Origin of the sequence: Bernardetia sp. Wsw4-3y2 (genome assembly GCF_037126295.1) — a bacterium.
Classification (GTDB): Bacteria; Bacteroidota; Bacteroidia; order Cytophagales; family Bernardetiaceae; genus Bernardetia.
Genome location: NZ_CP147018.1, coordinates 483,396 through 508,399, shown reverse-complemented (window position 1 = coordinate 508,399; position 25,004 = coordinate 483,396). Strand labels below are relative to the sequence as shown.

General features: G+C 32.4%; 15 protein-coding genes. 6 read left to right on the top strand and 9 right to left on the bottom strand.

The features are described 5' to 3' along the window. Positions 1–26: 26 nt before the first annotated feature. Both V9L05_RS23575 and V9L05_RS23570 read right to left on the bottom strand, forming a co-directional pair. A complete protein-coding gene (locus V9L05_RS23575; RefSeq protein ID WP_338815560.1) occupies positions 27–5,318 on the bottom strand; it encodes a lamin tail domain-containing protein in 5,292 nt (1,763 codons plus the stop codon). A gap of 293 nt (positions 5,319–5,611) precedes the next feature. After that, entirely contained in the window at positions 5,612–6,949 is a 1,338-nt protein-coding gene (locus V9L05_RS23570) for an RsmD family RNA methyltransferase (RefSeq protein ID WP_338815559.1), read from the bottom strand. A gap of 149 nt (positions 6,950–7,098) precedes the next feature. Between V9L05_RS23570 and V9L05_RS23565 the strand changes: the two genes are divergently transcribed. Continuing rightward, positions 7,099–8,304, top strand: a complete 1,206-nt coding sequence (locus V9L05_RS23565; protein ID WP_338815558.1) for a hypothetical protein — start codon at positions 7,099–7,101, stop codon at positions 8,302–8,304. Positions 8,305–8,645: 341 nt separating this feature from the next. Next, complete coding sequence (locus V9L05_RS23560; RefSeq protein WP_338815557.1) at positions 8,646–9,218, top strand: hypothetical protein; 573 nt, start codon at positions 8,646–8,648, stop codon at positions 9,216–9,218. A 69-nt stretch (positions 9,219–9,287) separates the two neighbouring features. Here the strand turns inward: V9L05_RS23560 and V9L05_RS23555 are convergent, their stop codons facing one another. Next, the gene (locus tag V9L05_RS23555) at positions 9,288–10,700 is read right to left on the bottom strand and encodes an amidase (protein ID WP_338815556.1); all 1,413 of its coding nucleotides are present in this window, start codon (positions 10,698–10,700) and stop codon (positions 9,288–9,290) included. A 142-nt stretch (positions 10,701–10,842) separates the two neighbouring features. Further along, the gene (locus V9L05_RS23550) at positions 10,843–13,368 is read right to left on the bottom strand and encodes a YfhO family protein (RefSeq protein WP_338815555.1); all 2,526 of its coding nucleotides are present in this window, start codon (positions 13,366–13,368) and stop codon (positions 10,843–10,845) included. Between the two features lie 180 nt (positions 13,369–13,548). Between V9L05_RS23550 and V9L05_RS23545 the strand changes: the two genes are divergently transcribed. Both V9L05_RS23545 and hemN read left to right on the top strand, forming a co-directional pair. Next, the gene (locus V9L05_RS23545; RefSeq protein ID WP_338815554.1) at positions 13,549–14,151 is read left to right on the top strand and encodes a transposase; all 603 of its coding nucleotides are present in this window, start codon (positions 13,549–13,551) and stop codon (positions 14,149–14,151) included. A 214-nt stretch (positions 14,152–14,365) separates the two neighbouring features. Further along, entirely contained in the window at positions 14,366–15,733 is a 1,368-nt protein-coding gene (hemN, locus tag V9L05_RS23540) for an oxygen-independent coproporphyrinogen III oxidase (RefSeq protein ID WP_338815553.1), read from the top strand. 172 nt (positions 15,734–15,905) lie between these two features. On the opposite strand, the gene V9L05_RS23535 is transcribed toward hemN, so the two are convergent. Next, positions 15,906–16,730 carry an IS5 family transposase gene (locus V9L05_RS23535; protein WP_338812380.1) on the bottom strand — a complete coding sequence of 275 codons (825 nt, stop codon included), beginning with the start codon at positions 16,728–16,730 and terminating at the stop codon, positions 15,906–15,908. A gap of 249 nt (positions 16,731–16,979) precedes the next feature. On the opposite strand from V9L05_RS23535, the gene V9L05_RS23530 reads away from it, so the two are divergent. Together V9L05_RS23530 and V9L05_RS23525 are read left to right on the top strand one after the other, a co-directional pair. After that, positions 16,980–18,884, top strand: a complete 1,905-nt coding sequence (locus V9L05_RS23530) for a gliding motility-associated C-terminal domain-containing protein (protein ID WP_338815552.1) — start codon at positions 16,980–16,982, stop codon at positions 18,882–18,884. 56 nt (positions 18,885–18,940) lie between these two features. Beyond that, complete coding sequence (locus V9L05_RS23525) at positions 18,941–20,833, top strand: gliding motility-associated C-terminal domain-containing protein (protein ID WP_338815551.1); 1,893 nt, start codon at positions 18,941–18,943, stop codon at positions 20,831–20,833. 71 nt (positions 20,834–20,904) lie between these two features. On the opposite strand, the gene V9L05_RS23520 is transcribed toward V9L05_RS23525, so the two are convergent. The 4 genes from V9L05_RS23520 to V9L05_RS23505 form a co-directional block, all read right to left on the bottom strand. Beyond that, the gene (locus V9L05_RS23520) at positions 20,905–22,134 is read right to left on the bottom strand and encodes an AAA family ATPase (protein WP_338815550.1); all 1,230 of its coding nucleotides are present in this window, start codon (positions 22,132–22,134) and stop codon (positions 20,905–20,907) included. Positions 22,135–22,303: 169 nt separating this feature from the next. Continuing rightward, the gene (locus tag V9L05_RS23515) at positions 22,304–23,326 is read right to left on the bottom strand and encodes a M20/M25/M40 family metallo-hydrolase (RefSeq protein ID WP_338815549.1); all 1,023 of its coding nucleotides are present in this window, start codon (positions 23,324–23,326) and stop codon (positions 22,304–22,306) included. 120 nt (positions 23,327–23,446) lie between these two features. Further along, a complete protein-coding gene (locus V9L05_RS23510; protein WP_338815548.1) occupies positions 23,447–23,809 on the bottom strand; it encodes a four helix bundle protein in 363 nt (120 codons plus the stop codon). A gap of 84 nt (positions 23,810–23,893) precedes the next feature. After that, positions 23,894–24,898, bottom strand: a complete 1,005-nt coding sequence (locus V9L05_RS23505) for a beta-ketoacyl-ACP synthase III (protein WP_338815547.1) — start codon at positions 24,896–24,898, stop codon at positions 23,894–23,896. Between the last annotated feature and the right edge of the window lie 106 nt (positions 24,899–25,004).

Sequence of the window (25,004 nt, the reverse complement as noted above, 5' to 3'; positions counted from 1 at the left end):
CTCTTGCTTTTAATTGTTTATTTAAATTATTCAATGATAATTTTCTTGATGATAGTTCCTTGTTCTGTGTCAATAGTAAGCGCATACATTCCTGCTGCATACTGACTCAAATCAAGTGTTTGAAGTGTAGAAACTTCATTTGCTTTTATAGTTTTGCTCTCCAAAACACGTCCAATATTATCTGTAAATGTAAAAGTAACATCAGAAGTAATTGAGCTAGAAAGCTGAACTCTGAAAATACCTGTATTACTTGGGTTTGGATAAACAATTGTTTCTACATCAATTATTTCTTCTTCTCCTGTAACAACATCAGCTACTTTGTAATACACTGTACGAGTAGTATTTTCACAACCTGTATCAAATGTAACACGAGCAGAATAATAACCTGTTACATCTGGTGTAAAGCTCATTTGTCCTTCAAGTGCTGTATTTTCTTCATTATCTAAGAACCAAACTACATTTGTAATTGGTGTAACAGATTCTAATGATAAGGCATTATCAATTAAACGCAAATAAACTGGCTCTAAAGCAATGCGAGTAATAACAACTGATTCAGAAGAACGAACATTACAATTATTTTTAGAAGCCTGTACGCTATACTCTCCTTGATTAGAAGTTGTATATTCAACTCCTGTAACATTAAGAATTCTACCATTGCGCATCCATGTATACGTAACGTCTGTTTCTGGATTTTCTACGCTTAGAGTTACTTCTTCTGTTGGACAGAAAGCAGTTTTGGAAGCTAAAACAGTAATGCTTGAATTCAACGTAGTAACCTCTACTGCAATTTCGTCAGTTGCAGTACAACCATTTTGAGTTACTGTCAATGTATAATTTCCAGACTCAGAAACTGAAACAGAAGCTGTATTTCCAACTACTACATTATTACTTGTCCATTCGTAAGTTGCATCAGTACCTGCATCTTTTGCTGTTAGCATCACAGAATCATTACAAACACGAACTAATGAACCTTGAGTAATTTCTGCCAAAGGAACAAAGTTTAAACGAACAGGAGTGATACTTGAAGTAGTAGCACAACCATTTGATACTACTTGTACTTGATAATTACCAGAACGAGTCACTTCAAAAGAAGAAGTAGTAGTAGTTGCTACAGAAGTCCCATTCAATAACCAAAAATAAGTAGCTCCAATCACTTCTTCAGCTGTTAAGGTTGCTGTAGCAGAACAAGAGAAAATACTTTCTTCACTAATATTTGCAGTAGGCAAAGGATTTACAATTACTTCAACTTCAGTACGCTCACTTTCTAAACCATTGCTCAATACACTTACATAAAAAGTAGTTGTTTGAGTAAGAACTGGAGTAACAATTTCATTGTTATCTATTTCAAATAATGGAGTTGTAGAAGTAGCATCTGCATAAATACGATAAACTACACCTGTTGAATTAACAGTAATGATTCCTGTACTTCCGTTACAAGCATTTATTACAGAAACTAAAGAAGGAGCAGCAGGCAAAGTACGTGCATTTGTTTGTGCTGGGTCAGACTGCGCACCTCCATTTGTAGCTACTAGTTTGTACCCATAAAATGTATCAGCATTCAATCCTGTATCTTCAAAAGAAGTAACACTAGCTAATGTAGCAATTACTGTATTATCTCTATAAAGAATATAACCTGTTGCACCACTTACAGCAGTCCAAGTAAGATTGATTTGAGAAGTAGAAACAGCTAGAGCTTTAAAATTAGTTGGTCTGCCTACCGAGGTAGTTCCACCACCTCCACCACCTGTGGTAGCAGCAGCAGTTGTAAAGTTCCAATTTCCAGCAACTAAGCCTGCAAAATCAGCACCTGTACCAGCTTCTTCTATTGCACCAGCATCAATAAGAACATCATAATCTGTACTGTTTGCTAAGTTAGTTGTAAGGTTTATAGTTAATTCATCATTTGAAATGGTAACTGTTGCATCAGCATTACCAGCAATAGGAAACGTAATTGGCGTAGTTCCATCTGTAACTGTAATATTTCCTGTTCCTGCTTGTATATCTCTATCAAAATTAACTACTAAATTAGTTGTAATCGCTACGTTTGTAGCATCATCAGCAGGAGAAAGAGTTACTACCGTTGGAGCAGTTGGTGTTAGAGCTAAAGTAGTTGCATCTGTAAATACCCATTCAGAGAAATTACTTGCAGATTCTTCAGCACGAACACGGAAGAAATATTGTGTACTTGCATTCAAACCTGTAACAACTGAATTAATACTATTCACTGTAAATGGAGAACCTGAAATGGCAGTCCAACCTGTTGTTCCATCTAAAGAAACTTCTACTACATAGCTAGTTTCTATGTTTGAATTATCTGCCCAATCTAATGTAATTTGAGAAGAACTATTTGCAGTAGCAGTAAATGTACAAGATGCTAAAGGTACAATTTCTAAACGAGCAGATACAATAAAGTGATCCGAAGTTGTGTATTCATAATCTCCATCATAATATTCATAACCTACACTTACAGAGTTAGGAATATATCCATTTGCAAGTTCATTCGAAACTGTCAAGTGGTCAATCATATCACTAAAACCAACTGTACTACGGAAACCGTTGTCACTCAATGCTTTAGATAAAATTGTATAATCATTTGGACGACTAGTGAAAGCATCATAAGATGTAAGTTGAGGAACTCCTCCTACTTCATAGATAGACTCATCAACATCATCATTGTAATCTCCACCCATAATTACCTTATCGCTTCCAAGCCAAGCAGAAATTGAATCTTGTAATAAAGATACATCAAAACGACGCATATCATATCTATCTTGAGCAGAACCTGAACGAGAATGAAGAACGATAAAGTTTACTTCTTCTGTACCTCCATTTAATGCAACATCAGCACGCATCATAAATGGTAAACGTCCACTAGCCCAAAAACGAGTTTTGTCTGCTTCTGGGTATCCAGCAAGAGCAGAAGCATCTCCACCATTGTAATAAGGATGAATACTACTGTGCATCGCATAACTAAACTGAGGAGTAATAATATTCGATTTATATAAAAATCCTACTTTCTGAGTTTCAGCTATTGGAGAAGTAGCTGCGTAAGAAGTATAATAAGAGAATAAAGTATCCCATGTATCTGGTGTGGATGCTGTAAGTTCGGCAGCAATTTCTCCCATCAAGTCAGTATTATTTATCTCTTCTAAGAAATAAATATCAGAATTTTGAGCTTCTAGTACTGCTTTCACAGCTGCTTTTTGCTCAGCAGGAGAAGTATTTCCAGAAGGTGTATTTGATTGAGCATAACCAAACCATTCTACATTATAAGTAGAAATCTCTAATGTCTTAGGCAAATCAATACAAGCTGTGACAGTAGAGTTAGAAGGCGAAACATAAGGATTCGTACAAGGTAAATCTGCTTGAAAACGAGGAATCAGTTGTGAAGCTGTTTGGAAGTAAGCCACTACACCCGTAACATCACAAGTAGTAGGTTGCGTTCTTCCTGCCAAATCAGTATCTCCATCTATACGTACATCACCTGAATTTGCTCCATTAGTAACTGTATAGTTAGAGTTTCCAAATAAAAATGTATTTGGATCTGGAAAAGTAACACTTACAATATTAACTAATTCTCCTCTGTGTGCATCAAGTTGGTCAAGTGTAATTACTTGAGGAACAACTGGCGTTGCTGCACCTAAATCAGTTAAAGCAGTTACACTAGAAAGTTGAATTTGATTATTAAAATCAGCACGTGTTGCTGTAATTCTAAGTCTCTGACCAATAGGAAACGCTCCACCATGTACTTGAGAATCAAAAATAGCAATACCACCTGTTGCATCTTGTATAAATGCAGGACCATTTAACTGGTCAGCAACCGTCAAAACACCTTCAATAGTTACTATTTCTCCAACAGGGCGAGTACGAGCAGTTGCAATATCCATCAAAGAAGGAGGTACTGTTCCTATAACAGCTACATTTTGAGTAGTTGCTCCTGTACTTGCATTTGCAACATCTCCAGAATGAGAAGTACCAGCAGTAGGTAAATAACGAACAAAAATAGTAGTATTTCCTGCATTTGCATCAGCAAAAGCAACTGTTACACTATTTCCAAAACCTGCTCCAGTAGTAAGTGATACTTGAAAATTTGCAGGAGCAGTAATTGTAATATCAGTAGTAAGAGCTGTTCCACTTACTTGATAAGACTGTTCAGCAGAAGGAATATTTAAAGCAGTTGTTGTAAATGCTGTAAGTGGTGTTCCTGTTATATTTATAAGTTGTGTTGGACAGTGCTCACCTAATCCATCAAATGTATCTATTGGAAATATATCCCATTCCCCTGCTGGAGGATTATAAGCATCTGTTTCGTCAGTATCACCAGAGGTAATAGAACAATTACGACGCAAAGTAAAGTTAGCAGTAGCACCTGTACCTACAGCCCAACTACTACCTGGGTCTACACCTAACTGTCCGATAGCATCTATAACTGTACCTGATTCCTTTAATAAAAGTACATCATCTCCGTTATAAAAAGTAATATTACTTGTAATATCTGCAGCTCCTGTTACAGCAGCAACTGCGCCTGCGTTTGCTATAACATAAGTAGCACCTGCTGCAAGAGTACCTGTCAAGTCTAATGAATTTTGAATAGTAGTGTTACCATTTGTATAAAGTTCTATTACATAATCTGTCAAATCTACTGAAGCACCTGTAGGATTATAAATTTCTAAAGCTTTATTATTACTAGAACCTTCTATGTATTCTGAGAAAAATAGAGTTGGAACGGTACAAGTAGCTGTATGTGTACCTATGCCACTAGCCTCGTCTTGAGCAAATCCATCCCATTCTATTGAAGGATCAAATACATCTGTGCCATCTACATCACCTGTACAAATAGTAGTTTTTCTACGAAGCGTATTGTTAGCTGTAGATACTACTCCTGTTCCCCATTCCGAACCTGGATCAACACCAATCTGTCCAATTACATCTAATTGAGTAGCTCCTCTTCTCAAAACAACAGCATCATCTCCATTAAACCAACCTACCGTAGTGGTTTGATCAGGAGAAGTAAAGATAGTTGCACTACCATGAACTAGTACAAAAGTCGAATTTGGAGCTAATGTTCCTGTAAGAGCTACAGAGGTAGTTACTGTAGTGCTACCATTATTGTAGCTTTCTATAAAATAATTCTCAGTAGCCAAATCGATAGTTGCTGCCGTCGGATTATAGATTTCAATAGCTTTATTATTGCTACTTCCTTCTACATATTCTGAAATAAATACGTCTTGTGCAAGAGCAGTAGGAATTGAAAATAAAATTCCTAACACAATTACTAGGCTTGATAAAAGCCACTTTTGAAGTAATGCTGTTCGCATAATCAAATATTAATAAATTGTTAATAAAAAAGAAAAATTTTATTGAGTAGTGAAGACAGAATAAAATAAATTTATTAAATCAGTTTTTAAATTCTAAATTTTAAGAGTCTAGAAGGTAAAAAATCAGCATTTGACAAACATTTTAGACTGAGTGTTACCCAAATCTATTATTCACAAAATTAACTACTTTATATTACTTGAATGTGAACAAACAAAGTAGATTTGATGGAGTGTAAGAAAACAATGCAATTAACTATTTTGATTTTTATTGAATTGTGTGTTTTCATGAAAACTTAGGATTTTATTTTTTCACATAAAATGACAATTTTTTCATCTACAGATTTTGAGGTAATAGTAGTAAAAAACAAAAATTGATTATCTCCTTCTAAAACAGAAAATTGTTTTCTTAGCTCTTTTACACTCATGGGAAAATTACGAGTAACAACATTAAGTTGTTTTTTACCAAATTTTCTTTTAACTTCCTTCTTAGAAAAAGAAATTACTTCTATTATTTTAAATATTTTGCCTACAAAATCTTTTTTTAATTTTTGTGAAGTATACAAATGAGTATTACTAGAAAATTTATTTAATTGATATTTTTTAGCAATACTTTTAAAAGCTCCTGCCTTTAAAACAGCTACATTAGGCTCATACAAAAAATTTTGAATTTCATTTTTTATAGAATAATCAATAAAAATTTCCTTTTCTGACTCTAAAAGAAAATCAAAACTTTCTATTTGAGTTTTTTCAAAATTTTCTTCTGAAAAATTTTGTTCGTGTAAGTTTATTGCACTTATACCTATTTTTTCACTATCTGCCTTTCCAAGAGAACTATTAGAGCTATTAAGCTGATACAGAACCTCTTTACATTCATTTTTAAGAGCTACTACCTCTACTTTTTTTATATGAGTTAATCTATTGATAACCAATTGAATATCCAATAAAGGAGCTGTCTTGAGAAGCCATTTTTTACCAACATCTTTATAAAATTTCCATAACTCAACCATATTTGGCTGAGAGTCTTCTAGCAAAAAAACTTTCTTTTGTATATTATCTCTACGAGCAGGGTCAAGATAAATCCAGTCAAAGACTATATTTTCATTTCTTGCTTTTTCTAAAAAATCTTCCGAATTACCACAAAGCACTTCTATATTTTTTGCCCCCAACTGTTCGAAATTATGCTTTGCTATATTTGCCAAAAGCTCATTTTGTTCTATATAAATAACCTTTTTTACTTTTTTGGAAAAATAAAAACTATCTACTCCCATTCCTCCTGTCAAATCTACAAGAGTTTGATTTTCGCCATTTATTTTATCATTGTTTTCTATTAAACTCGCCTTGTACTCTGCCGTAATTTCAGAAGAAGCCTGTTCTATGGATAAAGAAGGAGGAAAAATAATATTATCAGAAGTATACCAAAGAGCAAGTTTTGACTTTGATTTTTGAAGTGATTTGATTTGATTACCAATTTCTATCTGTAACCCTTGATATTCTTTGGGAAGATTGAGAAGTGTTTGCGTAATTTTTTTGTCTTTATTTTCTTCTATAAAACTCTGAATATCATCTTGTAAAAGCGCATTGTAATTGGGATAATTTTCTGATAAGGATAAACTAGACAAAATAGGTTTCATAGATATAAAATTGGATAAATAAGACTACAAAAATACATCAAATCTACTATCCTTCAAAAAAATATTTGCAACATTGTTGCATTTAGTTTTATATTTGCAACATTGTTGCATCTAGGCAACAATATATATTATCTAATTTAACCACAAAAATGAACATTTTAAAAAAATTAAGTCTTGCAGTTTTAGCTATTTCTATTCTCTCTAGTTGTCAAAAAAATGATGAAGTTGTTCCTACAACTGATGCAAAAGAGTTCAAATTTATTAATCTCTTGGTAAGTGATGCAAACACCAACCAGTTATCTTTGATAACTCCCCAAACAGGACTCATTAGAAATTACGATGCTAAATTTGCTAAATCAGCACTTTATGCCACTTCATCAGGACGTTTTGCTGTTTTAGTGCATCGTGCTGATAACTTTGTAGAAACTTTTGATACAGGTTTCGAAACTCACAGTGACCACGTAGATATAAAAGGTACGCCTAAATTCGGAGCTATAACAGGTAGTGGTATTTTACCGACCCATTTTAAATCACATGGTAGTGAAATTGCTATTTTTAATGACGGTGATGGTACTTTACTTACTGCCAATGAAAATGATTTTCACATTTCAGGTATGAAAATGACATCCGTTCAAGTAGGCAATGATGCTCACCATGGAGCTATGGCAAAATTTGATAATGGATCGTATGCCATTACCGAAAAAGACGGTTCAATAGCTGGTACTTTGCCAGAAAGAGTAAAAATTATAAACACAGACGGTACATTGATAGCCCCATCAACCATACAAACAAAAGGTATTCATGGCAACGCTACAAATGGAAAATTTGCTGTTTTTGGCTCTGCAAGTGGAATATTAGTAGTTGGAAGCGACGGTGAACAAAAATTAATCAATCATCCTGAAAACTTTGAAACAGCTTGGTTTGGGACAATTTTGGAAGGTAAAAAAGTAGGCAAATTTATTGGTTATACTGCTGCAAAAGGTGCTTATTTTATTGATATACTAGCAGATAAAGTTACACCAATTATAGAAAATACAGATATTATGCAGTGTAAAGTAGATTATGAAGGTGCTAATTTGTTAGTTTTACTTTATAGTGGAGAACTTCATATTTTTGACCTTGTTTCAGGAACATTGAAAAATAAAGCTATTGTAATAAATCAAACAGATAAAACAGCGACACAAAAACCACAACTCGTTGGTACACAAAAATATATTTATATAGCCTCTCCCAATACAGGTGAAATTATGCAAATACAAACCTCAAATTTATCAAATATCACTAAATTTAAAGTAGGTGGTACGCCAACTAACCTAGTTATTTTGGGCACAGAAACTAGCAAAGGACATGACTAAACTAGCTTTATTCTATTTTGTCAAAATGTAGATAGTACAGTATTTAAAAATTTTATTAGGTTTTAAATGTGTACTCAATTGCTCAGAACTGAAAAAATCTTCCTCAGAAGCATAATATTTTAAACAAATCACGCTTCTGAGAAAGTTTAAAAGTTCATTTCTAAGGAAACAAATACACAAATTGAATCATAAAAACATATCAAACCCATTTTCTATTAAAAAAAAATAATTGCAACGCAGTTGCATTTGTAAGAAATCAACTTTATATTTGCAGTCATTACTTGCAACATAGTTGCATTTATAACATCTTTTATTTTATTTTCTCTCAATTTTTTAATGCTATGATTTTATCAAAAAATGTATTTTCATTTCTAATTTTATTTTTCTCTAGTTTAGTTTTATTTTCTTCTTGTAAAGATGACGAAGATCCAGTAATTCCAAACGAAGAGGAATTAATTACAACATTTACTTATACACTAACTCCAGAAAACGGTGGAAATGCTGTTGTTTTGTCTTTTAAAGATTTGGATGGTGAGGGTGGAACTGCTCCTACAATTACAGGAGGAACATTAGCTGCCAATACAGTTTATAATGGTTCTATTGATTTATTAAATGAAATAGAAAGTCCTGCTGAAAGCATCACAGCAGAAATTGAAGAAGAAAATGATGAGCATCAATTTTTCTTTGCTACAACAGGTGGCTTGAATGCTACAGTAGCTTATGCTGATACAGATGGCACAAATCCAGTAGGTTTGAAAACTAAAGTTACAACTGGTGAAGTTTCTCAAGGAAAATTACGTATTACTTTACGTCATGAACCAACTAAAACAGCAAGTGGCGTAAGTGATGGAGACATTACAAACGCAGGAGGAGAAACAGATATTGAAGTAGAGTTTGATGTAACAGTCGAATAATCTTTAATTCTAAAAGTTATATGAAGTTAGATTTTAGAAAAACTAAACTCTAACTTCATAAATCTAATTTCATTTAGGAGCTTTATATCCACCAAAAACACCTTCTAAATGCTTTCCAACAGCGAAACAAATATCTTCTCTAAACCTATTTGCTGTAATCTGAACACCAATAGGCAAACCTTCTTTTGAAGTTCCACAACGAACTACTAAAGTAGGCAAACCAGAAAGATTATGAATCTGGGTATAAACAAAATCACTTATAGAATCATATGTTGTTCCATGTAAAGGAGCTGCACTCATCGTAACAGGAGAGATAATAACATCAGCTTGTTGAAAAACTCCGAGAAGTTGTTTTGTAATAATATCCCATTGCATTAAAAACATCTGAAAATCAGTTAAAGAAACTATATTTTCAGGTTTATCCATTTCAGCAAAAAGTTTTTGCAAAACAATTCCATATTCTGTTGTATTAAAAAATTGCTCTAGCGCAAATTTTGTAGGCATACTTCCTCCTCCTCCAGCGAAAAGTGTAAACCAAGTAGAAAATGCTTTTTCTAAAAAAATAGGATTTATTTCTTCTACTGAATGTGTATCTTTTTTGAGTGCTTCAACTACATTAGTTACCGTTTGTAATGTATCCGAATCAATTTCTACAATTCCTTCAAAACCTGTATAATAAGCTACTTTGAGCTTTTTTATATCTATTTTTTTACTGGACACTAATGGATAAGTAATAGATCGTGGGTCTTGTCCATCATTTCCAATAAGCTGATGATAAACAAATTCAACATCATCTACATAACGAGCCATTGGTGAAACATACGCCAAAAAACTAATCATTCCATTTGTTTCAGGCAAAATTCCAGTCAGAGGAACACGTCCACGAGTAGGTTTTATTCCTACAATTCCTGTATAATGAGCTGGAACACGAATACTTCCACCTGCATCTGTTCCAATTCCTAACGGAGAACCTTGCGCTGAAATTAAAGCTGATTCTCCTCCACTACTTCCACCTGAAGTGCGATTTGTGTCATAAGGATTATTTGTTCTGCCATAAATTAAATTATCAGTTTCGTAAGCTCCACCAAATTCTGCCATATTACTACATCCCAAAACAATAGCACCTGCATCTTCCAAACGCTGAACAATAGTAGAATTAGTTTGATTTACATTTCCTTCCAAGCCTTTAAGACCAAATGTAGAAACTCCTCCTTTTACTTGTACGTGGTCTTTCACTGTTACTGGCAATCCTAAAAGAGGTAATTTTTTATCTTTTTCTTTATTGTTGCTTTTATTATCTAACTCTTTTGCTTTTTCTCTTGCTTGTTCGTACAACGGAAAAGCCATTGCATTTAGGGTAGGATTAATTTCTTCAATTTTAGAAATATGAGTATCTATAACTTCAGAAATTTTAAATTCATTTTTTTTTATACCTTTTAGAATATCAATAGCAGATAATTCTGTTATATTTTTTTTAATCATGTGAGAATAGAATTTTGTTGCATTTTTTAATAAACGTTAAATGTATAAAATTCTTGCTCTTTTGCAAACTTATATTCTTTTTAATTATCATTCGTGCAATAAAAAAGCTCAAATAAGATTTATTTGAGCTTTTTTATTTTGTCTAACTTCCTAATTGCTTCTTAATTCCCATTCCTAAGCTAATCAAAACAACAAGTAAGACAAGCCAAGAAGAAATTTGAGTAATTAGTGCGCCTGTTTTGTAGGAGTCAGATTCAAAAGTAAAGACAATTTTGTGTTTTCCTTTCGGAATTTCTAAGCCACGAAGAACATAATTGACAGAAACAATATTTGCTTCTTGTCCGTCAATAGTAGCAGTCCAGCCTTTTGGATAATAGATTTCTGAAAATACACCAAAACCATCATTTGAATTATTACTTTCATACTCTAAAACCTTTGAATCATATTTTGTCAGTTTTATAGTTGCTGTACTATCTTTTTGAAAGTCAGTTTTTGCAACATTAAATTTTGACTTATCTAAAATAGCTATTTCTTCTAAATTAATTGCTTTTGCTGTACTTGCACTCATCAAAGCATCCATTTCTTCATCAGGGCTATTTACTTGATTTATTTTAGAAACAAACCAAGCATTTCCATACGCATTCGGATTGAAAAGCATTTGTTCTTTTTGCATTCCATACGTAATATAACGAGTATTGAGCATATTCAAAACAGGCGTTTGAGCAAAATCAGGTCGTTTTTGTGCTTGAAGAGAAGACATAATAAAGCCTTGTTCTTGTCCTAAAGGTCTCTCTAATAAATCTTGATAACGTTGCATTTTGGCAGCAAAATATCCACCAATAGAACGATGAAAATAAGAAGTATGTGTCTCTTGTTGGAAATTTTGAAGCGACATCACTCTATAACCTAAATCTTTATCTTTAAGAATTTCTACATCAACTGGTGCAGGATTCATAGTAGCTTGTGCAGCTCCTTTTTCAAATTTTGAAGAAGGAAGATAGTTTTTTCCTATCAAAAACACATCTCCAACAGCCAAAAGAGCAATCAAAGCAAAAGCAGCCATAGCAGGAATTGTCTTTTTGACATATAAATAAATTGCACCTACTACTAAAACAATCAAAAATAAAGAACGAAAAGCACTAGAACGAATCATTGATAAACGGTCTTGACGAACATAATCAGCAAGCTGCCCGAGCTGAGAATCTGAAGCTGCATTCAAATCTATATTTCCAGAGAAAAGTAAAATCAAAATTACTGTTCCTCCTGTAATTCCTCCAGCAATAAAAAGATTTTTGAGAAATGTTTTTTCTTTAATTACATCATGTTTTTCATTTCCTTTTATAAAATAATTTTCAAGTTTTTGACTTAGCGTTTCAAAAGCTAAAACAGTCATTAATAAAATCGTCAAGGCAAGAGCCATCGAAACCGAACGGAATTTATTAAATCCAGGTACATAATCAAATAAGAAATAATTGAGTGAAGCAAAATTTTCTCCCCAAGCAAGCATTGCCATAAAAAGTGCTGCTACTAAAATCCACCATTTTTCACGATTATCTAAAACTACTAAGCCCCAAACAAATAAGAAACACAAAACTGCTCCTGCATAAATTGGTGCAGCTGTAAATGGTTGGTCACCATGATAAAGAGGAATAGGCAGCTCTTGAAGTTGTCTTTCTGAATATTGCCCTGACTGTTTTAAGACAGCATACGTTTCAGAATCTTTGTCTAAAATTTCAGAAGACGACCCACCATACAAATAAGGAACAAGCAAAGTAAACGTTTCTCCAATTCCTTGACTCCAACTAAAAGCATAATCTTTACTTAATCCATCGTTACTTTGAGATTGGCTGTTTGGGTTTGTATTTGTTTTATCAACAGTCAGTTCTGTACCTCCACGAGTAGAATAAGGACTGTATTCCATCGTTGTCAAAATCTTTCCTGCATTTACACCTACTCCTAAAATAAAAGCAACAATTAAAAAACCTGCTTGCTTCACAAAAACAGGAATTTGATTATTCTTAATTGAAAATACAAGCTCATTTATTCCAAAAATCAGACAAATAAATCCTAAATAATAGGTAATTTGATAATGACTCGCTTTGACTTCTAGAGCCATTCCTAAGGCTGTCAGAGCAAAACCTAACCAATATTTTTTATCAAAAGTGAGTTTCATTCCTCCTAAAATAAGCGCAGCGTAAGCAATCGCCCAAAGTTTGGTAACATGTCCGACTTCTATCAAAATCAAATTATAGGTTGTAAAAGCAAAAACAGCTCCTCCGACAGCACTCCAAATAGGTTTAGTACCAAAACACAAAAGCATTATATAGGTACAAAACATAGCCAAAAACAAAAGATGCGCTCCTGTCTGCTCGGCAAAACCACCACGCAAAACAGCTTCAAAAATAGGTAATGCACCATAGGGAAAAATTGGATAGGTCATGTAGGCAGGCATTCCCGAAAACATACGCCCATTCCACATAGAAGGCTCATCGTTATTTTGAAGGTATTGCGAGTTTTCTTGTACCATTCCTTTATATTGCATCATATCACTTTGTCTGAGTGATTTGTCGTCCAATAATTCGGGAGCGAAATAAGCAAAAGTAAGGAGATAGAAAGCTGCAATAGCAATTAGATGAGGCAAAAGACGAGCAAAAGAAAAGTTTTTCATGAAATATAAACTATAGGATGGTTCTGTTGTAGTTTTTTTAGTCTTACAAATATAGTAGAAAATTTGTAGATTTAGGTTTGAATTACTTTTTTAATCACGCTTCTGAGGAAGCGTTTCGTTCGCTTTCTCAAAAGCGAACGCACGACATTCTGTGTGTTCAGTTCCTCAGAACTGAACAAAATGCTTCCTCAGAAGCGTGATAAAGTCATTATTCACTTACCTATTTTTGTTATGCCACGTTATCGCCATTCACAATTTGCAGATTTTAACTGCTTTTTTATTACTACAAGCATTTTTGGTAAAGAACATTTACTTTTAGAGGATGAGGTTTGTAAAATTATACTAAAAAATTTTACTTTTTACAACGAAAAATACAAAGCTAAATTATTAGCTTATGTTTTGATGAGTAATCATGTTCATTTTGTGATTTGGTTTGAGAAAGAAGAGAAAAAAGAAAGTCCTATTTCTGTATATATGCGAGATTTTAAAAAATATGTTGCTACACAAATTATCAACTATTTAAAAGAAAATAATAGCAAATTATTACATAAATTTGTAAGCATTCAAAAAGGACAAAAATATCAAATTTGGGAAGAAAATTTTGATGGAGTGCATCTTTACACACGAAAAGTATGCGAAGAAAAAATAGATTATATTCATAACAATCCAGTCAAAGCAGAATTAGTAAAATATCCAGAAGACTATAAATATTCAAGTGCCAAATTTTATAGCTCTGATAAAGTTTTGAAGTCTAGTTTGGTGGATTATAGAGAGTATTTTTAAGAAATCACGCTTCTGAGGAAGCGTTCTATTCGCCTCTGAGGAGGCGACAAACAAGTATCGTGCGTTCAGTTCCTCAGAACTGAACGAAACGCTTCCTCAGAAGCGTGATTTATTTAACTCATCTTCTTTCCTAACAAACGTCATTTTTTAAGCTCAAAAATCAGCCGTTCTTTGTACTTATAAATTTATCTATCATTATAATTTACAGAACAAGATGAACGATTTACTTCAAAAATACAATGTTGCTAGTCCACGTTATACCAGTTATCCGACTGTTCCGTATTGGGAAAATACAGAGCATCATTTAGAAAACTGGCAAAACTCACTCAAAAATGCCTTTTGGACAAGTGGCAGAGAAGTAAGTATTTATGTTCATTTGCCCTACTGTGAAAGTTTGTGTACGTATTGTGGCTGTACTACTCGCATCACCACCAACCACAACGTAGAAGAACCTTATATTGATTTGATAGAAAAAGAATGGAGTTTATATCTTAAAACACTTCCACAGAAACCGATTTTAAGAGAAGTTCATTTAGGAGGAGGAACGCCAACTTTTTTCTCTCCAAAAAACCTTACTCGCCTGATTACTATTTTCAAATCGTCTTGTGATGTTCCCAATGACACAGAATGGGGTTTTGAAGGACATCCAAACAACACAACAAGAGAACATTTAAAAACTTTGAAAGACTTAGGTTTTAATCGTGTTAGTTTTGGAATACAAGATTTTGATGAAAATGTGCAGAAAATTATAAATAGAATTCAGCCCTATCAAAAAGTAGTTGAATGTGTAAAGAATGCTAGAGAATTAGGTTTTGAATCCATTAATTTTGATTTGGTATATGGTTTACCTTTGCAAAATATCGAAACTATCCAAAATACTCTTCAAAAAACATTAGAATTGCGTCCTTCTCGTTTGGCTTTTTATGGTTATGCTCATGTGCCTTGGCTCAAACCATCACAAAAGAAATTAGAATCTTTTTTACCTTCTGCCGATGAAAAAGCAAATTTGTATGCCATTGGTAAAAAATTACTGACAGAAAAAGGATACATAGATATAGGAATGGATCATTTTGCGTTGCCTACAGACTCACTTTTAAAGGCTTCTAAAAACGGAACTTTGCATCGTAATTTTATGGGTTATACCACTCAATCGACAAGTTTGTCTATTGGCTTGGGAGTAAGTGCCATTAGCGATACGTGGACGGCATTTAATCAAAATGAGAAGAATCTGAAAGTTTATAAAGAAAAAGTAGAAAATAATGAATTTCCATTTTTGAGAGGACATTATCTAACAAAAGAAGATTTAATAATCCGTCAGCATATTTTGGATTTGATGTGTAGATATGAAACTTCTTGGAATGAAGAGCAATTTTATGAATTTGGCTTCGGAATTAATTTTGACCTTTTGGAATCTTTAAAACAAGATGGTTTGATAGAATTGAAAGGCAACCATTTGAAAATTACTAAAAAAGGAAAACCTTTTGTAAGAAATGTTTGTATGGCTTTTGATGTTCGACTTTGGAATTCAAAATTAAATGCAGAAAAAGCAGAAAATAAGCTGATGTTTAGCAAAATTGCTTAGAGCATGATTGAACAGTAGATAATACTTGTATTTTCATCACAAAACCAAATTTTAATCTTCAAAATATCATTTTTCTCACAGTGTATGATTTACATCCCAAACACTGTGAGAAAAATAAAACAATTATTTATCTAAAAAATGATGTACTAAAGTCTTATTATAAAGAAGTTGTTTAAGAATGTTTTTTTCTAGTTCTGGCAAATATTAAAGTAAAGGCTAAATAGTGTAAACTTTGCCACGTATGAATTTTAGTTTCGTACCTCATAATTAAGGCTTTGAAAGCATCTAACCACGCATTAGTTCTTTCAATAACGAATCTCAATTCATACATTTCTTCATCTTTAAATGGTTGATTATCAAGGTCTTTTTTATTTCTTTTATTAAAATCTATATTATCTACAATATCTAAATGATTACAAAAAGAACGAAAGGCTTGTGTATCAAAGGCTGCATCAGCATTGAGAAAAATTCCTCCTTCTCTAATTTGAGAAGCATTCAAATCATCTATCATAGATTGCATATTTTTTTCAAGTTCAAAAGCATCGTGATGATTGCCTGCTCTTGGAACAGACATCGCTACTGGAATACCATTTTTATCCGTTAGAAAAAGTGCATTGGTTGTTTTTCCTGCTTTTCTTTTGGAATATCCAATACCTTCTCCTCCTCGTTTAGCTGAAGTGTGGCTGCCGTCTAGCTGACAAATAGAAAAATCTAATTCTCCACGATAATCTTCTAAATACTTGATCCATAATTTCTTCCAACTTCCTAATTTTGACCATTTATTATAATGGTAATATACTGTATTCCAGCGAATTGATAAGTTTCCGAAAAATTGTTTCATAGGAAGTTCTCGCCATTGACTCCCTGATTTTAAGCGATACACAATGGCTTGGATAATACGCCAAAGAGCTACTTTTATACGACGACCTTTTGTAAATTGATGTAAATAAGGTAAAATATTTTCGGTTATAAATTTTTTTGATAAGTTTACGTACATAGAGGGAAAAATAGTTAGATTGAAAATGTGATGATTTACAAGTATAACTATTTTGACCTCTTTTTAAAAAAATAAATAACCATTCTTAAACAAGTTCAAAATATATTTCAATTTTTTGAACTAAAATAGTTATAAAAAACAGATATTCTCTAACTTTGATACTTTATTTGTATTGTTTTACGACTTCCTTCGTTTTATAGTCAACTTTAACAAATTATCAAAGATTACAAATTACGTTTTTATAAAAATATGGATTTTAAAAATAATTGGGCTTTATCCTTTTTGGTTATTTTATTTTTCTTTTTAGGCTTTCAAAATACCACATTTGCTCAACTAGCTGCTTTTAAAGTCAATAGCAGTACAAAGGGTTGCGCTCCTTTAACTGTGTTAGTTGAAGATATTTCTGGAGCTGACCCAGAATTAATTTTTTATAGGTTTGGAAATGCTCCTCCTCAAAAAGAAACTACTTTTACCTTCGATAAACCAGGTATTTATTCTATTACGCAACTTATTAATACAGCTGGGTCAGGAGGAGATTCACTTCCAATGCTAAATATAATTGAAGTTTTTGCTCCAAAAGTTGTAGATTTTGATGTTATTCGTTGTGCTAACAAAAAAGTTAGAGTTCAAATAAATGATGATTATTACGATTCTTATAAGATAGATTTTGGTGATAATCAAGATGCTATTGTTGGAGATAATGAATTTGCAGAGCATACTTATAGTTCTGAAAATAATGCTACAATCACTGTAAGAGGTCTTTTTGAAGATGGTGCAGAAAACTGTACTCCAAGTAGCAAAATAATTACTCCAGTAGGAGCACTTTTGCCTCCTACAATAAATCTTGTAGAATACTTTGAAGATGGAAGTGCAAAGATAGATTATGTTTTAGAAACAGACTTGACCCACCAATTAGAACTAATGACAGATAATGGTTTTGAAAAAGTAAGTGATATTTTAACAGGTTCTACTAGTTTTACTATTCAAGATGCTTTACCAAATTCTGTTTATCGTATTTCTGTTACAGACTCGTGTTCTAATAGAATAGAGAGTTCACAGACTTTCTATATTTCTGATATAAATCTAAGTGGAGAAGAGAGCTATGTTGATATAAGTTGGACGATACCTAATGGCATTGAGGAATCAGAATTTGTAAAAAACACATTATTAAAAGATGATAACATTTTTGATGAATACACTGATATTTCTTCTAATACTATTTTTGATGAAGAAGTTGTTTGTAAAATTACTTATTGCTACCAAGTAGAAACTGAGTTTAGTTCTGGACTCAAAATTATTAGTCCCAAACGTTGTATTTTGGCTGCATCTAATGTTACTCCTCCTGCTGTTGTTGGTGCATATGCTAGTTTTATATCAAAAGAAAGAATCGCTTTATCGTGGCATTATCCTCTTGATGGATCAGAAATAGTAAGCGCAAAAGTTACTAGAAAGGATAAAGATGGAAACATAGACAATTATATAATAAGTCCTCTTGATTCTGTCTTTGAGGATAAACTTATCAATATTGATGATGCTCCTTATTGTTATTCTATTACTTATAAAAATGCCTGTGACTTGACTTCTGAGTCTAGCCCTTCTATTTGTCCAACTATATTGAGGATGGAAGGAGACACAGACGAAGAAGAAGGAACACTTACTTTTGAGTGGACTCCTTTCGAAGGATTATCGACAAGTAATTACGTATTAGAACAAACAGACTCTTTAGAAAAAGAGCCATTCAATACACAAAGTGTTTCTAGGTCAGGAACATATAGCCTTGATATAGAAAGTCAAGAAAGCCAAACTAGTTATGTTAGGATTCGTGCAAACCTAAATGACACTACTTTTACATATTCAAATACGATTCGTATCGATTTCCGTTCTTTTGTTACTTTCCCAAATGCTTTTACACCAAATGGCGATAATCTGAATGATACGTATGGAGTAGAAAGTAAATTTATAAAAGAGTTTAAAATGATAATTTTTAATCGTTGGGGAGAAGGTGTTTTTCAAACCAATGATATAAATGGGCGTTGGGACGGAAGATACAGAAATACTCTTGCTCCTTCTGGAGAGTACACAATGAAAATAGTAGCCACTGACCAACGAGGAAGAGAATATATTTTTACTGAAATGGTAAAGTTGATAAGGTAATAATACATGCTTTCATGAGAATTTTATTTTTTTTTACAATTTAAATTATTTTTATAATGATACTAAATAAATTTATTTTTTTTATAGTTACACTTTTATTCTTATCATTTATTGTACAAGAAAAAATATTTGCTCAAGAAGCGAATTTTACATTTCAAAATGGAACGACAGGTTGTGTGCCTTTTACTGTTGAAGTAATTGATAACTCTGGTGCTGATCCCAGTTTAATTTCTTATAAATTTGGAGATGCACCTGTTCAAAAGGGAACAGATTTTACATTTATTACACCAGGTATTTATTCTGTTACACAATTTATTAGTGGAGGAAGTTCGGTCAGTAAAACAAATATTATAAAAGTACTTTCTCGTGAACCCGTAGATTTTGATGTTATAAGCTGTGTAGGAAGAAGAGTAAAAGTACAGATACGAGACTTTTATTATGATGCATATAGAGTTAATTTTGGAAATAATAGAGTAGTAGAAGTAGAACGTAATGGTTTTGCTGAACATACATATCCAAATGAAAATGAATATATGATTACTGTAAATGGTTTTTTTGATGAAAGTTCTGAGAATTGCATAGGAACTGAACGCTTAGTCAGACCTATAAATCAACTTGTTCCTGCAGTTATAAATCGCCTAGAAGCACTTACTAATACAACTGCAAAGATAGATTATACTCTTAATACAAATCTGCCTCACAAATTAGAAAAAATGACCCCTTCTGGTTTCGAACGTGTGGGTAGTCTTTTAGAGGGTTCTTCTAGTCATATAATTCAGAATGTCTCATTTAGTGATATATATCGAATATCTGTAGAAGATGATTGTCAAAGTAGTACTGAAACCTCCTCTATCGTATATGTTCCTGATGTAAATGTTGCAGTAGAAGAAAATCATGTAAATATACACTGGGAGCTTCGTTCAGAACTTGATGATGACACATTTTTGAAATATGTTGTTTATAGAAATGATGAACTTTTGTATGAAACTTCTGATAGCACTCTTACTTATTTGAAAGATGAACAAGTTGCTTGTCAAGTTCGCTATTGTTATCAAGTAGAAACTCAATATAAATCAGGTTTAAAAGTGTTGAGTTCAAAGAGATGTGTTTTAGCTCAATCAAATATTCCTCCACCTGCCGTTTCTGATATTTATGCAACTTTTACACCTACAAATCAAATAGCACTGAATTGGAATTACCCAAATGGAATAACAACAAGTTCTATCAATGAATTAAATTTTATGAGAATTGATAAAAATGAAATCTCTCAATCTTATAGTTTAAACTCTTCAACAGCTAATTTTGAAGATTCTCAAGTAGATATTAGTAAAACTCCTTATTGTTATGCTATTTCTTATGTCAGCTCATGTAAATTAAGTGCTGGATTTAGTAATTTCGTATGTCCTATTATTCTAAGCTATGAAGGAAACCCAACTGACAAAAAAGGAAATATTATTTTTGATTGGACAATGTTTAGAGGAGTACCAACAAATAATTATGTATTGGAACAACTAGATTCTTTAGGAAAAACCCCATTTAATATACAAAACGTTTTTAGTTCTAGCACACATTCTATCGTTATTGAAAATCAAACAAATCAAACGAGCTATTTTAGAGTACGAGCTAATTTAGGTGATACAGTTACTTATTCGAATACTGTTCGTATTGATTTTCCCTCTTTTATTAATTTGCCAAACGTTTTTACACCAAATGGCGATAATCTAAATGATACGTATGGAATAGAAAGTCGCTTTATAGAAGAATTTGAAATGATGATTTTTAATAAATGGGGTGAGAGTGTTTTTCAGAGTAATGACCCAACTGCACGTTGGGATGGAAGATATAGAAATGGTTTTGCCCCATCTGGAGAATATACACTTAAAATTGTTGCTACTGACCAAAGAGGAAGAAAATATATATTAACAGAAATAATCAAATTGCTTAGATAACTTTAGTCTATAGCGCAACTACATAGAATAAATGCCTTTCTAAACTAGATTTAGAAAGACATTATTTATTTTTACTTTCCAAAACCAATTTTTTTCTGGCGAATTGAAAAATCAGAAAAATCTTCATTTAAAGGAACATTATAGATTTGTGCAAGTGTTGCAGGTTCTTTAAATTCTCTTTCAATTTTATTTAGTTTTGCAATTTTATTGGCATTTTCGGCAGGAATGGCTTCAAAACGATGAATTCCTAACAAACGACCTTCACGCAACAGTGCTTTATCCAAGTTTTTGATGTCGGTATTAAAAGTACAAATAATTTTTAGATTCAAGACATCCGATAAAAGACCATCTGAAACATTCAAAAGATTTGCTATCGAACTTTTATCAGTATTAAACAAATCACGAGCCTGTACAGAATCTTCTGATTCTTCAATTATCAAGACAGCATCTTGATAATCAGACAGGAAAGTAATCAAATCTGGACTTGTAATTTCTCTTAAAAGCGTAATTGGATAAAAAATAAATTCTATTTCTGGTTTTGCTTTACTAATCAGATAACGAATATAATTTGTCTTTCCACTTCCTGTTACACCATGAAAAATAAATAAACCAGAGTTATTTTTTTCGTTTATTTCGTTTACTAAAATCTTATGTTTTTCTTCAAATCTGTCTCCATAATACAAATTCAAATCTGGAATTTCTGGTGGTTTGATTTGATGTTTGCGAAGGGTAAGTCCTGTTCGTGGTGTATTTCCTACAATATTGATGTATCGTTTGTCATCATCTTTGGTTTCTATAATACATTTTGTAGCAAGTTCGAAGATTTTTTCTAATTTTTCTACTGGTGTATCTTCAACAGCTGTTATCATATCAAACCTAAAAATAACATCATCTAATTTTTGAACAGCATCATAATTCATATTTATGATAATAGATTCGTCATCTAACATCAAATACCAATCTATCGAATAACGAGTTTCTTTTTTATTATAGGTAGTATTACGACGATAGACAGAAATAGGTGTATAATCATTATCTTCCAAAAGTTTCAAGAATTGATTCAATGAAACAAGTTGATTACTTTCAAAATAATCACGAACTCCAAAGTCAATTAGTTTTTGGTTATAGCTATTAAGTAAATAGTAATCTTCACTAAAATATCCGTCGCCAAATACATTGTATTTTCCTAAATAGGGTTTATTTTCTTGATTCATTCCATTATTTTTTGATAGATTATTTTCTTCTGATACGTCCTTTACTCTACGGTGGTTCGAATTACTATTTCTGTTTGTATTGTGCATATAGGCAAATTGAATTATTTTAAATTATACTATTTTATTTATAGAATGACTAGACAAAGACAACGCTTCGGAAGAGCAGAAAGTTGCAAGAAAAAATAATATCGTTGTAGATTATCTGTTGATAAATACAGAAGCTATTTTCACAAATTGAATACAAGTAGAAACTATGTTAGAGCTTTTCCATTAAATAGGCATATACATCTGTCATTGCTTTTATGTCATCTTTATGCACCTTTTCCTTAGGTGAATGAACGCCAGCTTCGGCAGCACCAATAAAACACCAATCCATTGGATACACAGAAGATTGAATCTCTTTAGCATCACTTCCTCCATCATTCTCTACTTCTAACTGATATTTTACACCTGACTCTTTTACTAAATCAATCACTTTATTCAAAAAACCTCTTCGTGGGATATTTCTATCTCGCATAGAAACAGCAACGCCTTCTCCATGTCTTACGCCTTCTGTTATCCAAGTAATATCAGAAATTAAGCATTGTTTTATTCTATGATTTTCCCAAATCCATTTGAGTAAAAATGGCATTGTTCCTCCTCCAATTTCCTCATAACACGAAAAAGCAATAATTCCATTTTCTAAAGTTTCAGCTGTTTTCAATAAATTCCAACAACCCAAACGGTCGTCCATATAACATGACTGAACATATTCTTCTGTTTCTATAAAATCTTGTTTGAAGACAAACTCAGTTCCTACATCAACCGTTCTATCAAACTCTAATTGTAATTTTACTGCGCCTAAAGGTTTGCGATGCTGTCTTGCCCCTCTCTTTTTCTTCTTTTTATTTTTTTTCTTCTTCTTTTTGTCCTTGTCGTCTTCGTTTTCGTATTTTACTTTCAAAGTTCCTTCAATTTCCCCTTGAGAGTCTTTTCCTACCAATACATAACCATCTTCATATTTTGGAGAACCAATTCTGACTAAATGATTATCATAACGAGCCATAAAACCAATAGAATCAAAGTGAGCAAAAGCAGCCGTTCTAGGTTTACCAAAAACAAGTATCAAACAATCTTGAAAATCTTCTCCTTCTATAATTTGAGGTTGAACTTTCCAATGTTTCTGATTTTCATTTACATAATTCAAAACAAATTCTTTCATAGGGGCTTCATTTCCCACAGGAGCGAAAACATTGCACATCTTTTTTAGAAGCTCAAAATTTATGTTAGATTTAGACATAGGTTTAGGGGAAGTAATAATAGTATTCGGAAGTTGGGGATTATTAGTCAAAATAAATTTAGAGGTTAGATTTTAGAAGGTAGAATTAAATACCAAATTTCAGTTCTGACTTATATAAATCTAACTTGGTTTATTAACTCTAGCATTTATAGTTTTTAAGGTGCTTACAAATATAGCTGTTAGTTCATTAGATTCTTTTAAGATAGGAAATACAATATCTTTATTTAGCCAGTTTTTTTCAGAAATTAATTCTAACCAAAAATAAGATTCATCAGCTTCTTCTAAAACGATATTCATTTTTGCAATAAATTCTTTATCACTTCTTGCTCTACAAACAGCTCTATAGTTTGCCCCTACTGAGGTTGCACTTCTAACAAGTTGTTTTGCAATTATCGAAGCAGCTAAATTTTTAGGTAAAAGCTCAATTAAATTTATTATTTGTAAAGAAAACTTCTTAGTTCTATCTTTTAAATCATTTTTCATTAGGAAATAAAGTTAGATTTTTAACATCAATTTAGATTTTAGAAGTTAGATTTTAAAATTAGTGAAATAAATTCTAATTTGGTTTTAGTACGCCCATTTAAGGTATACTGCGCCCCAAGTAAAACCACCACCAAAAGCAGCCAAGATAAGATTATCACCTTTCTTAAATTTATGTTCAAAATCTCTTATACAAAGAGGAATGGTTGCAGATGTTGTATTTCCATATTTTTCAATATTTACCAACACCTTATCAGAATCTAATCCTAAGCGTTTTGCAGTTGCCTCTATAATTCTTAAATTAGCTTGATGAGGAACAAGAAAGTCAATACTATCTCCGTCCAATCCATTTTTTTCTACTAATTCGGCTGATGTATCTGCCATATTTTTTACAGCATGTTTAAAGACTACTGCTCCATGTTGAATAACATAATGTTCTTTATTTTCTACTGTTTCTTTACTTGCTGGATAACGGCTTCCACCTGCTTTCATGTAAAGCTCTGTTGCTCCTGCTCCATCTGTTCTCAAAATAGAATCTACAATTCCATTTCCTTCTGCATTAGCTTCTAAAAGCACAGCACCTGCGCCATCTCCAAAAAGAATACAAGTCTGACGGTCTTCGTAATCTATAATAGAAGACATTTTATCAGCTCCTACAACAACAATTTTTTTATATTTCCCTGTTTCAATAAACTGACTTGCTGTAACAAGTGCATACAAAAATCCTGAACAAGCTGCCATTAAATCATAACTCAAACAATTTAGCCCTGCACCGTGCGCAACAATATTTCCTGTTGCTGGAAATACCATATCAGGAGTAGTAGTAGCACAAATCAGAAAATCAATCTCTTCAGCTTTTGTATTTGTTTTTTCTAACAAACCTTTTACAGCTTCAATTGCCATATAAGAAGTTCCCAATCCTTCACCTTTCAAAATACGTCTTTCTTCTATTCCAGTACGTGATTTTATCCATTCATCATTCGTATCAACCATTGTTTCAAGTTCTTTATTGGTAAGAACATAATCAGGAACATATCCAAAAACACCTGTGATGGCTGCTTGTGTTTTGTTTATAGAAGTAGTAGAATTCATAGGAAAATAATTAAATAAATATCGTTTATGTGTTGTGTTTCTCTGAAAAGGTACAATTTATAACCAGTAAATTATGAATGATTTGCTAAGGTAACAAAGACTTAAA